The 12,807-nt window shown below is 39.2% G+C and carries 10 protein-coding genes; all 10 read right to left on the bottom strand.

From position 1 onward, the window contains the following. Positions 1-291 precede the first annotated feature (291 nt). The 10 genes from ACESM9_RS01985 to ACESM9_RS02030 all read right to left on the bottom strand — a co-directional run bounded on the left by ACESM9_RS01985 (position 292) and on the right by ACESM9_RS02030 (position 12,611). Positions 292-2,031 carry a methyl-accepting chemotaxis protein gene (locus ACESM9_RS01985; RefSeq protein WP_372994769.1) on the bottom strand — a complete coding sequence of 580 codons (1,740 nt, stop codon included), beginning with the start codon at positions 2,029-2,031 and terminating at the stop codon, positions 292-294. A 93-nt stretch (positions 2,032-2,124) separates the two neighbouring features. Beyond that, positions 2,125-3,204 carry a TRAP transporter substrate-binding protein gene (locus ACESM9_RS01990; RefSeq protein ID WP_372994771.1) on the bottom strand — a complete coding sequence of 360 codons (1,080 nt, stop codon included), beginning with the start codon at positions 3,202-3,204 and terminating at the stop codon, positions 2,125-2,127. A gap of 49 nt (positions 3,205-3,253) precedes the next feature. Beyond that, positions 3,254-4,537 carry a TRAP transporter large permease gene (locus tag ACESM9_RS01995; protein WP_372994773.1) on the bottom strand — a complete coding sequence of 428 codons (1,284 nt, stop codon included), beginning with the start codon at positions 4,535-4,537 and terminating at the stop codon, positions 3,254-3,256. Continuing rightward, the gene (locus ACESM9_RS02000; protein WP_372994775.1) at positions 4,537-5,115 is read right to left on the bottom strand and encodes a TRAP transporter small permease; all 579 of its coding nucleotides are present in this window, start codon (positions 5,113-5,115) and stop codon (positions 4,537-4,539) included. The genes ACESM9_RS01995 and ACESM9_RS02000 overlap by 1 nt, the downstream gene beginning before the upstream one ends. Before the next feature lie 49 nt (positions 5,116-5,164). Next, positions 5,165-6,043, bottom strand: a complete 879-nt coding sequence (gene aroE, locus ACESM9_RS02005) for a shikimate dehydrogenase (protein WP_372994777.1) — start codon at positions 6,041-6,043, stop codon at positions 5,165-5,167. Positions 6,044-6,099: 56 nt separating this feature from the next. Continuing rightward, positions 6,100-6,921: a sugar phosphate isomerase/epimerase family protein gene (locus ACESM9_RS02010; protein ID WP_372994779.1), complete on the bottom strand. Its 822-nt coding sequence runs from the start codon at positions 6,919-6,921 to the stop codon at positions 6,100-6,102. Positions 6,922-6,947: 26 nt separating this feature from the next. Then, entirely contained in the window at positions 6,948-8,741 is a 1,794-nt protein-coding gene (locus ACESM9_RS02015; RefSeq protein WP_372994888.1) for a thiamine pyrophosphate-binding protein, read from the bottom strand. Positions 8,742-8,780: 39 nt separating this feature from the next. Further along, positions 8,781-10,253 (bottom strand): aldehyde dehydrogenase family protein, encoded by a 1,473-nt coding sequence (locus ACESM9_RS02020; RefSeq protein ID WP_372994781.1) that lies wholly within the window; start codon positions 10,251-10,253, stop codon positions 8,781-8,783. A 48-nt stretch (positions 10,254-10,301) separates the two neighbouring features. Beyond that, positions 10,302-11,216 carry a hydroxymethylglutaryl-CoA lyase gene (locus ACESM9_RS02025; RefSeq protein ID WP_372994783.1) on the bottom strand — a complete coding sequence of 305 codons (915 nt, stop codon included), beginning with the start codon at positions 11,214-11,216 and terminating at the stop codon, positions 10,302-10,304. 219 nt (positions 11,217-11,435) lie between these two features. Further along, the gene (locus ACESM9_RS02030; protein ID WP_372994785.1) at positions 11,436-12,611 is read right to left on the bottom strand and encodes a Gfo/Idh/MocA family protein; all 1,176 of its coding nucleotides are present in this window, start codon (positions 12,609-12,611) and stop codon (positions 11,436-11,438) included. Positions 12,612-12,807 lie beyond the last annotated feature (196 nt).

Consider the following 12,807-nt stretch of genomic DNA (forward strand, 5'->3'; position numbering starts at 1 on the left):
CTTTCATAAAGGCTTCATGCACGGTGAACTACACTCCTTTTATTTAATTTCTTTAAGCTCCTTGTAGACATGGTTTATTATTTCTATAGACTTTTATCTCTAATCATTATTTGTTAGTATATCACAGTTTTTTTCTCTTGTAACAAAAATGGGTACATTCAAAATACTCAAGAATAATAATAGTGATAAAGCATATAGTAATCAACTTCATGTGAAAGAACAAAAAAAACACCGCAATCACTTGCAGTGTTATCTTTTATAAGGTATCAGCTACTCCTTACTTATACCTGCTTATAATTTAAATCTGCTCACAACTGAATTAAGCTCTTCTGCCATTTTTGCCAGCTCCTGTGAGGACGATGCAACTTCCTGAATAGCAGCTGCCTGTTCCTCGGATGCAGCTGAAATTTCTTCTGTAGATGCAGCTGCTTCTTCAGTTATTGCAGCCGCACTGCTTATAGATTTAGCAATGTCTTTACTGCTGATTGCAACCGATTGTATTGAACCATTGATATGTTCAATTTGTAAAGCAATATTTTCTATTTCGCTGACTATTGTTTTAAATGAATTTCCGGCTTCATTTACTATTACAACGCCCTCATCAACCTCTTTTGTACTGACTGTCATGTTATTTACCGCTCTTTCGATTTCTTGATGAATCTTTGCAATAAGTTCAGCAATTTGTTGCGCAGAATTACTGCTCTGTTCAGCAAGCTTCCTTACTTCATCAGCAACCACAGCAAAGCCTTTTCCATATTCACCTGCTCGTGCTGCTTCTATTGCTGCATTTAATGCCAATAAATTTGTCTGTTCAGATATGTCCTTTATAACATCTACGATCTCATTTATTTTTATTGACTCTTCTCCAAGTGAATTTATCACTTTAAATGTTTCTATGGAAGTTTCTTGTATTGCTTTTATTTTATTAACTGCATTTTCCGATACTAAAAGACCGTTATTTGATGTTTCCAGAACTTTTCTACTGCCCTCAACGGCTCTAGCTGCATTAATGGACATATTCTCAATCTCACTGCTTGTATGGTTTATATTATTGCTGATATTCTGCATTTCCTGTGCCAGCTCAGAGGAGCCTTCGGAAAGCTGATTAACAGTGGTTGCAATGTTTGAGCTTACTGAAGATGCTTCTTCTGAAGCAGTTGCCAATTGATAACTTGAAGAAGTCAGAGTTTTAGAAGCCATACTGATTTTTAAAACTAGCTCCTTCAATCCTTCCACCATTTGGCTTAAGCTCATAAACATTTGTCTAATTTCCCTTGTCCCCTGCTCTTTTTTTATAGAAACTGCCAGATTCCCTTTGGCAATTTCACTGGTAATAGATGCTGATGCAATAATAGGTTTACTTATAGTTGAACTCATGAATAAACCTAGTAAGGCAGCTAATAGAAAACCAAATATAACAGCCATTATGAGCAATTTTGATATATTTTCGTACATTATTCCTGTATCTACTTTTGCAGTATTAGTATATTCTACATTCAATGCAACAAGTTTTTCTAGTTGTTCTTTAGAATTGGCATAGTATCTATCGTTTCCACCAATATTTTTTATAATCATCATTACTTTAATGTCTTCCGATTGGGAAGCATTGTATTCATTTGCAAGTTCAATAAAATCCTCTATATTCTTTTTCCATACATTCCAAAACATCATGAAATCCTTCTGCATTTTTTCTTCCTCTGCTGTTGCCGACATGCTAGTATATGCTTTCCATTCACTTTCTACTTTTTTAAAAGTGCCATCAATATTCTCTAACTGTGACTTATAATCTTTCCCATTAATTGCATTAAGCATAATTTGATTTACTGAATTATTAATTGAAGTCTGTGCTTCTGATATAATAAGCAATGATTGCACACAAGGAAGCCTTCTTTCGGCGAATTCCTCCTGAATATTGTACATATTATATGTGGCGTTATATCCTATAACTCCTACTACTGCTACAATTAATGCTACAAATAAAAAAGCTGATATCAACTTCGTGCGTATTTTGAAGCTCTTTGATAGTTTCATGAAAAAAATCCTCCCCTGTTTCACTCTATCATTTGTATAATAAGCGCCAACAATTGTTGGCGCTTATTTCGAACCGTATATTTGAGGAGTTGATTATTTTGCATTCTGAAGAGCATCCAGTAGAGCGTCGACATATTCCTGTCCTATATCTTTTCCTATGGAGTCATATACGACTTGTGCCTTTTCGAGAACTTGATCTATGAAGCTGGCATCAAATTCAATAAGTTCCATTCCACCTGCAACCAACTTCTCTCTGTTTTCTGTGTCTATAGTTGACAGTTTAGCTTCAATTTCTACTGCTGCTTCTTTTACTGCCTGTGTGAGAGCCTCTTGATATAGTGGATCAAGGCTTTCAAACTTAGAGTTATTGATGATGAATTGGTTGCAGTAAAGTATGTGGTGAGTCAATATCAGATACTTCTGAACTTCCTGCAGATTTGCACCAACACAAGTATCAGTTGCATTTTCCTGTGCATCTACAAGTCCTTGCTGCAATGATACATATACTTCTGGCCATGGAAGTGGTGTTGGAGCTGCTCCAAGGGCTTTCCAGAAAGCCATATGGTTCTGATTCTCCATTGTTCTTATCTTCAAGCCTTTAAAATCATCTATACTGCTTATCTTCTTGTTGGAGGTTGTTTCACGGAATGTAGCTGCCTGTAGATAATGCATAATACGCATATTCTTTGCTTTATAAGCTTCATTTATCTTATCATAGAAAGGGCTCTTATTCAGCGCATAGTCAACAGTCTTGGCATCGTATTTTGCAAATACCATTGGAAGGTCAAATATTGCTACTTCCGGTACAAAGTTTACAGTTTGAGCTGTCTGACATATTACAAAGTCAATGTCTCCTGCAAGCATCTGTGACTGAAGTTCCTGGTCATTTCCAAGCTGACTGTTTGGATAATAATCGATTTTCAGCTTTCCACCAGTGATCTCATCTACCTTTTTAGCAATCAGTTCGCCATAAAGCTGTGCTGCGGCACCAACTCCTGCATTGTCAGCGCCGATGAGAACTACAGGTTCCAAAGAAGAGTATTCATTTCCACCTTCTGCCGGTTGTTCTGCTGGTTGTTCTGACGGTTGTTGTGTTGTCGGCGCTTCTTTAGCACATCCTACTGGAACTAATGCCATAACTAGTACCAATAATAAGATAAGTAATTTTTTCATTTTCTTTCCCCCTTTATTTCATTTATTTTATTTATTTCCTGACTCCCTTTTACAGGAGAACAAGGCTAAACCAGGGTATATAAGTGATAATAAATAGTGCAATACCAAATGCAATTATGAAAGGCATCGCTTTTCTAGCAACAGACATGGGAGGTGTATCGGATAATGTTCCTGCTACGAAAAGATCAAGTCCAAAAGGTGGAGTTGCTAATCCTATTGACAGACAACACACCATAATAACACCAAAATGAACCGGATCAACTCCTAAAGATTGAACAGCTGGAAGTAATATGGGTGCCAGTATAACTATGGCAGGTCCTGTATCCATAACCATTCCCAACAATAAGAATATCACTACAATTCCTGTCAAAACAGAAAAGCTTGATGAGAAGTTGTTCAGTATAAAGTTCTCAATCAATGCCGGAGCTTTAGCTAGAGCCAGCACTCTTCCAAATGCGGTTGCAAAGGCAAGCACAAAACATAGCGGTGCATAGGTTTTTACTGCATTTCCTAGAAAAGGAATTATTTCCTTCACTGTAAATGATTTATAGATTACCAAAGAAACAAACAAGGAATAAAATACCGATATACATGCAGCTTCTGTCGGAGTTACTATTCCTGAATAGATACCTCCTAATACTATTACAGGAGACAGCAAAGCCCAGAAGCTTTCCTTAAATAGATTAAGGAACCCTTTAGAGCGCAGCTCTTTCATCTTTACTTTGATTTTCTCTTTATCTTCTCCCTTACGCATACAGTATGCAACAGCATAAATCATCATGCTAAGTCCGATTAGTATACCTGGAAGAACTCCTCCCAGAAAGAGGGCTCCAGTTGATACTCCTGTAGCCAATGAATACAGAACAAAAGGTATAGAAGGAGGTATTATAACTCCAAGGCCACCTGCAGTAGCAACCATACCCGAAGACCAAGTCCTGTCATAGCCCATATCTATCAGAAAGGGAATAGTCATTGATCCTACTGCTGCTGTAGTAGCAGGACCTGAACCTGAAATAGCTCCATAAAAAAGACATGTAAGAATAACAGCACATGGTAGCCCACCAGGCAAATTACCGACAAAATAAGCAAAGAAATTAAACAACCTTCGAGATATCCCACCCTCGGCCATAAGCACTCCTCCGAGGATGAAAAGAGGTACTGCTAGTATCGGTGTAGTATCAGATCCAGAAAAGCTGTTTGCAATTAATTGCTGTATAGAGCTTCCTGTTCCGCCTAAAACAAGGGGTGTAAGTGCTCCCATCACCATACTCATAGCAATAGGAACTGCAAACGCAAGTGCTGCTAAAAACACAACAAATACCCATAATGCCATTAGATTTCACCCCCTGTTAAATCTGCTTTTTCAGCGTAATCAATTCTAGTAGCCTCCACTTCCTGCTTTGCTTCCTTTAATGTTGCTTCTAGAGTCGTTTCAATTTTTTTATTGAAGTTCTTGAAGTTGGAAATTAACTCTTGTATCATACGAAGGACACTCAAGCCGAAACCTATAACTGTAGACATATACATAATCCACATAGGTATATGCATAGCTGGTGAAAATTGCCCTGTAGCCTTGACCTTGCCGGTATATACTATTGAGTATCTGAACAATATAATAAATATTACTAGCATTATAATGTTTACAATAATCTCAATAGTCTTTCGCACTTTTTGGGGAAGCAAGTCCATAAGTATTCCTACCCGCAGCATATTTCCCTTTTTGATTGTATACCCAAGGGATAGGAATACTGTCCATATGTAGCAATATCTGCAAAACTCCTCAGGCCAGGTCATTGAAACTGCGAAGGTCCTTGCAATAATTTGTGCCATCATCACAGATGAAATAGTTGCTAGCAAAAAAACCATGATTGCTTCTTCAAAGTGATCATTCAACCATTTAAGCCTACTCATCTTGTTACCTCCTTCCCATTGTCCAAGTGAGATTAGATTCTGATTGCCACTATTTTTCTTCCTTGCCCGAGAGAATATCAAGAAGTTCCTGGCGCATTGCTTCGATAGGAGCCTCCATACCACTCCAAAGTTCAATCTGCGCGGCTCCCTGATAAAGAGACATCCCCAATCCATTCATTATCTTACATCCAACTTCTTCAGCTTCGATGAGGAACCTGGTCTTAGATGGGTTATAGATTGCGTCGAAGCATAACTGTCCAGGTCTGAGATATTCTTTCGGAATTGGTGTTTTGTCAATGCTTACAGGCATGCCCAACCCTGTATTGTTCATGATTACATCTGATGCTGCTACCTTTTCTTTCATCAGATCTGTGTTCTGCATGTCTACCACTTCAGCTACAGGTGCAAATTTATCATTGATATCATCTACCAGTTCCTTGACTTTTGATATAGTTCTGCTTGCAATGTATATTTTCTTTGCTCCGTTATATGCAAGTACGCTGCATATGGCTCTGGCAGCTCCTCCAGCTCCAAGGCAGAAGAATACAGAATCTTTGACATCTATTTCAGGTGCTTCTTCTTGCAAAGATCTGAAGAAACCAATACCATCAGTGTTGTATGCCTTAAGTTTTCCGTCCTTGAGTACTACAGTATTGCTTGCATTCATTTTTTCACATAGAGGATCCACTTCGTCAACATATTTCATGACTTCCACCTTATTGGGCTTAGTTACCGCAAATCCAGCAAAGTTCATATGTCTAATGCCATTGATTACATCAGGTAAATGGTCATTTTCAACCTCCGTATAAAAATACAACATGTTTATTCCAGCTGCTCTGTAGGCAGCATTCTGCATCCTGGCAGCATAGGATTGTGATAATGGTTTTCCCAGAAGAGTAACCATCTTAGTATTAATATTAACGGGCATCTTAGTTTCCTCCTTTTATACATTATATCTATAATCAAGGATAACTGTAAGCTTATCTACTGGATTCCGTTCTCCGCAAAGTACTGCTTTGCCTTGATTAGACACTGAGAAGCATGCCCTGATGCTCCTCTCAAAGCCATTTCCTTGGAGTTTGGCAATTCTATTGATATTGGGTTTGGAGGCATTGCAGCAAGCATACTCTTTAAATCTATTTCCCCTTCTCCTGGATAGAGCCTTCCTTCTCTTGCAACTCCAGTCATACTTGGATCATCCAATGCAGGTATGGGGCCCGGGCCATCACAAAGATGAATAAATCCAAATTTTGAAGGCTCCACCTTAGCTATTTCATCTACGGTTACTCTTGATCTGTGAGCATGAAGGGTATCCACCATAAGGTATGCATTAGGCCGTTCCACTTTATTAAGTACATCTAAGGCTTCAACAAGATTTGTAACTCCTGCAAAAGTAACAAACTCCAGATTTACACGTAATGAATATTTTGCAGCTAGATCACATATTTTAGCAAATTCTCTATAGTAGTAGTCTTTGTCCTTAGACCATATGCTTGAAAGTACATCTGTGGCTCCAAGTTCTGCCGCTGCAGAGAATGCAGATTCATAATCCTCAACCTTCAGATCCTCTCTAACTCTGGCCAACTCGATGTCCATCAGTCTAATATTGTTTTCTGAAAGAGATTTCCTTATGTCATTGAATAAATTCTTATCCTTGTCAAACTGGAAAAGAGGTTCATTAGGAAGATGCATAGGAATTGGGCGGAGGCTGACAAAATCATATCCCGCCTCCGCAGCTATGCGTATTTGATCAACTGGGTTAGTTCCGGGTATTGTAAGATAAGCAAGTGAAAACTTTCTAGACATAATTTTTCTCCTTTCAAACTCTCTACTTATTTATGTGAACCGGAATGATTTGGGGCTTCATATTCGCCCTTCTCGTTCTTTATCACTTTCCCGTTAATTACATTTGGTTTTGGTGTATAAATATCATTTATATTCCAGCAGCCAGGTGTAGGTACAGCGATATTTTCCATTGGAACATCCAACAGGAAGGGCCTATTGCTGGCCAAGGCTTTTTCTAATGCAGGCTTGAAGGCATCAGCCGAATCTATGCGAATTGCCTCCACTCCATACCCCTTAGCAACTTCTGCCCAGTTTGGAGAATACTGTTTTCCATCAGGTGTGGTAAATACCGTTCCGAACTTAGTTTTATAATTGGAATATTCCAAACCTGCGATAGTTCCGAATGCAGAGTTGTTCATAACAATCCATATTACTGGAATATCCTGTTCCACTGCTGTTGCAAGTGTGCTTGGATTAATTCCGAATCCGCCGTCTCCGACAAGTGTGATTACAACCTTATCAGGTGCCGCCAGCTTGCCACCCAAAAGCGCCGATGCTCCGAAACCCATGGTTGCTAGTCCTGAACTGTGGTGAATGGTCCCAGGAATAGTTATGTCAAATTGCTGAGCCACACCATTCTTATTCCAACCTACATCAGTAAATATGATTGCATCCTCAGGAATGACTTCCTTTACATCCTTCAAAATTCGTTGAGGAGTCATAGGGAAGCGTCCATCCTCAGATATTGCTTTATTGGATTCTTTGAATAACTCACGATTTTTCTTGATCATTTCTCTCAGTTCTGGTCTTTTTATTCCCTCTGGACACAGTATTTTTGCTTCTTCCAGAATCTGCACAAGCGCCTCTTTCAAGTCAGCTACTGCACCAATGCTCACTGGATAGTTGCGGCCAATTTCTGCTGGATCTATGTCAATTTGTATAAATTCTGTCTTATTCATATCAAAGGTCACACCGGGATACCAGCTGGAACTGTCAGCTTCAGCAAATCGAGTTCCGAGACCTAGCAATACATCTGCATTGGCAGTAAATCTATGGGTAAATTCAAGACCCCAGAATCCTGTCTGACCAAGCATCAATGGATGAGTATCAGATATGCAGCCCTGTCCCATCAGTGTTCTAGATACTGGTATATCAAGGAACTCCACCAAATCCTGAAGCTCCCTGGATGCTCCTGCAGATAGTATTCCTCCGCCAGCATGAATAACCGGATTCTTAGCTTCCACCAGCTTTTTGGCTATGGCCTTTGCAGCTGAAGGTGCCAGTGCAGGTTTAATTGTCTCATGGCTATCACGATAAGTACGGGCGAAAAGATCTTCTTCAATCTTTTCAGAGAAGACATCCATGGGTACAGATATGAGAACCGGACCAGGTCTTCCGCTTTCAGCCAGCCGGAAGGCTTTGTCCAGTATTTCCGGCATTGCCTCAGGGTCATCAACTCTCCAGGCTCTCTTTACTAAAGGTTTTAGTATTTCATACTGAGAAGCATCAGCATGTAGGTTTACTTCCTGATGAGGATGCTTCCCATAATAATACCTTGGAACATCTCCTGCTATCAATACCATAGGTATTGAGTCAAATGATGCATTTCCAACTCCTGTTACTGTATTCATAATACCGGGACCTAAGTGGCACAGTACAACCCCGGCCTTTTTCTTTATTCGAGCGTACCCATCAGCTGCCATAGCAGCAATCTGCTCATTTCTAAAGGATATATATTTTACGCTTTTGCTCCTGGATAGTGCGTCCAGAAAGCCTATTACAGTATGGCCGCAGAGACCAAATACATATTCAACTTCGCGACGCTCCAAATAATCCACCATCAGATCAGAAACTAGTTTTTTCAAGACATTTCCCCCTTTCTATGCCCGCCCTTCTCTTTCGGGCTCGTAGAATTCACCAAATAATTCTTCATCACTGGGTCTATCTTCAGGTATTTCTCTTGATACCCATGTAACATTCATATAGTGGTGTAGATGAACATTCTCTGATGTTGCATTGCCACCCCAGGTTCCGCATCCAAGACTTGAAGTCATAGGCATTCCATTAGTAAAGGATCCTGCATTGGATTTTGATTGTGGCTGTCTAACCATGATACGACCTACACAAGCTTCAAGAGCAAGTCTGTGTATATGGTCATCATCAAATGAGAATATACCTACGCTGTGACCTTTGCCGCCTACTTCATGTATTGCTTTAACTATATTTATGGCATTCTGGAATTCGCCTTCGTATTTGTGTACTGCCAATAAAGTTGTTAATTTTTCTCTGCACCATACATCCTCATAGCTGGTTGTGTAAGAGCTTGTACCCTTAGCTATAAGGAATTTGCGATCCTCGGGTATGGAGAATCCTGCTAACTCAGCCATTCTCTGAGGTGACACGGCTACTGATTCTGGTAAACGGTGGCACTCTTCATCCCACATAATCTTCTTGATAGCTTTCTGTTCTTCCTCACTTAGCAAGTAGCCTCCTACTGCAATTAACTCCTTGATTGCATCGTCGTAAATACTTTCATGAATAATGATGTTTCCATCAGCAGAGCATCCAGAACCGAAATCTGATGTCTTGGAAAGCATGGTGTTGTATGCAGCTTTGTGAAGGTCCTGCTTAGCTGTTTCATCCCAAATCATGGTAGCATTTCCGGCGCCAACACCATAGGCTGGAGTACCTGAATAATATGCTCTTCTTACAACACCCTGTCCGCCAGTGGCAATTACCAAATCGCATTTTGTATTGAGGGCTTCAGACATAGCCCTGTTTATTTTAGCTTTTCCCTGACCAAGAATCTGGATTAGGTCTTCCGGTGCGCCTACCTGTCTTAAGCCTTCACGCATAAGCTCAATTGTTCGTCCTCCTGTCTTAGCTGCTCTGGGATGAGGCGAGAAAATTATAGCGTTTCGTGCTTTAAGTGCATATATAGCATTACCTGCAGGTGTCAGGTCTGGATTGGTAGCTGGAATAACACAGGCAATAACTCCTACAGGCTTTCCATACTTAACTATACCCTTCTCTGGTATTTCTTCTATGATACCTACACTCTTCTGACGAAGTGCATCCCTCAGCACGCCTCTAATCTTGTATTTCTTGTTCTCACGGGTTACAGGATCACCCATTCCGCTTTCCTCTATGCTCATTTTAACCAGTTCTTTAAATGTCTGAGTATTTGCTACTTTCCATGCTATAGCTCTGATGGTGCGGTCAACTTCCTCCTGGCTCCATTTTTCAAATATCTTTTGTGCAGCATCAGCCCTTGCAAACTTTTCTTCTATCTCATCTATCTGATCCTGAGTAAGCTTTGCATAGACTTCATCCATTGAATTCATCCTGCTCATATTAATTCCCCCTAATCAAATGTTTTTCCTTTATATATGTGCGTTGGTTTATTTTTTAATTAAATCCTTCGAACGGCCGGCCTTAAGTATATAGGAATCAGTGTCATGGCCTATCATTTGCCTTACCTTCTTAGAAATCTCTATTAACTTAATAATATCGATACCTGTTTCTATTCCCATCTCATCCATCATATGTACCACATCCTCGGATGATACATTCCCCGCCGCTCCAGGAACAAAAGGACAACCACCCAAGCCGCAGAAGGAAGAGTCAAATTGAGTTATGCCTGCCTGCATTGCAGCCAGGATATTGGCCATAGCCATACCTCTCGTATTATGGAAATGCAGCCACCATTTCACCTGTGGATAGCGCTCATGCATTTTGTTGCACATTTCATAAACCTGATTTGGCACAGCCATTCCAGATGCATCCGACAGGGATATTTCAGTTACTCCCACATTCAAGTATGCTTCAACTATACTCTGTACATCATCTAGTGGTATATTGCCTTCCCATGGAGAACCAAAGGGCATGGATATAGATCCGGATACCTCAATTTCATGTTGTGATGCAATATCAACAATTTCCTTAAAGCCTGCAACACTTTGTTCAGGTGTCATGTTCAAATTTGCCAGATTATGTCCCCGGCTTGCTGATACATTAAGCTTGACCTTGCGGCACCCGCAGTTTATTGCTCTTTCTATACCTTTTTTATTGGCAATCAATGCCCTAAGCTCTACGCCATCAATTTTATTCAAATGCTTGTAAAGCTCATCGGTATCTGCCATTTGAGGTACTGCCTTTGGACTCATAAATGAACCCAATTCAATTACTTTGAAACCGGCATCTATAAGATCATTGGCTATCTCCAGCTTTTCTTCAGTTTGCAATATCTTGGCTTCATTCTGCAAACCATCCCGAAGGCCAACTTCACAAATAGTTACCTTTGATGGAAGGTTCATGCTTTTCCCCCCTTGTTAATTAACTAAATATTTTTTATTTTAATTTAATTCTAAATAACATTTATTTGGCTGTCTAATACCGGTTTTGTATAACTTGATAGAAATTCTCTATGATTTGTCTAAGCTTTCGTATTAGATAATTGGCTTTTATGCCAATGTAGTTTTAAACGCTTTGATGGCTGGTGCATGTATTACTCTTTAGTTTCAAATCAATTCAAGCTATAGTTCAATCTTTCTTCCTTCGCTTGCAGATTGGTATGCTGCATATATGACTTTTATAGCTTCGTAAGCTAAATCAAAACCAGAAACAGGTTTTCTGCCATAAGCTACAGATTCAACAAAGTCCTGCAATTCATATACATACCCCCGTAGTATTTCATCGCATACAAATAAGTTATTCCAACCTGTTTTTTCTGGAAGCATTTCTGAAAACTCCACGTTTTCTAAACCTTCTTGATCCAGGAAGTAAGCCTTAAGATTATCTGCAGGAGTTATGTTGCACATTAATGTTCCGTCATTTGCATAGATTTCGATATAATTTTTAGTCCCTCCCAATACATTATCACTGGCTATTACAATAGCTTTTGTATTATCAGAAAAAGTTAATGTTACATTTGCAAATTCTTCAACATCGTATGGTTTACTTGTTAAATGTCTTTTTTCATATTGGGTAAGATTAGAGCTAGTATTGCCCATATCAGCCGTTACACTAACCACATCAATTTTTTCGTTCCTTGCAGCAGCTTCAACTTGCTTCAACCACAATATCCCTGTTAGTGGATGAGACCCAATCCTTATAAGGGATCCACCGCCAGTTTTGTCCCATTGCCCTGCAACTGGTGATGAAGACCCTCTTAAGCTTTCTTCACCTTTCATGAGCAAAATTTTACTCTTTTTATTTCTAATAATCTCTGCAGCCTTTGTAACCGCAGGACAATAAACATAGTTCTCCGCATACATAAACAACTTGTCACTTTTATCAACTACTTTTTTTAGTTCTTCGATCTGCTCAATAACCTTTTTATACATCTTTGCTTTAGAGACTTTTATTCCTATAGGTTTTTCATCATCTTCTTCTCCGAAATAACCAGTCAATGGTTTTTCACAGATAACATGCTTTCCAGCTTTCAGAGCTCTCATTGTTATATCTACATGGGACATGGGAGGAGTACAAATATCAACTATATCTATTTCCGGATCATTGAGTATATCTTCTATATTCCTTGATACATTCTCAATTCCATAATTATTGGCTAATTTCTGTGCCTTTTCCAAATCATAGGCATCTACTACCGTTTTGATCTTCACAGGCACTTTGCTGACCTTTCTATAACCATTTGCATGCAAAACTCCTCCGTAACCTGAGCCTATTAATGCAATATTTATGGTTTTCATATTGAATCCCTTCCTTCAATATATAATCTTTTTATTGTGAGTTTTAGAATGTTATTTTTAATAGAATAAATAATCATTTTTTTCATCTGGTCGTTCTCTGTGTTATGACGAGTCTTAAAGCAGATAAGCAATTTGGAGAAGAATTATGTGAAAGGCCATTAATCATAGTCTTTTTTATTTGCTCACATGTAACTTT

Source organism: Lutispora sp., from assembly GCF_041687175.1.
Lineage (GTDB): Bacteria > Bacillota > Clostridia > Lutisporales > Lutisporaceae > Lutispora.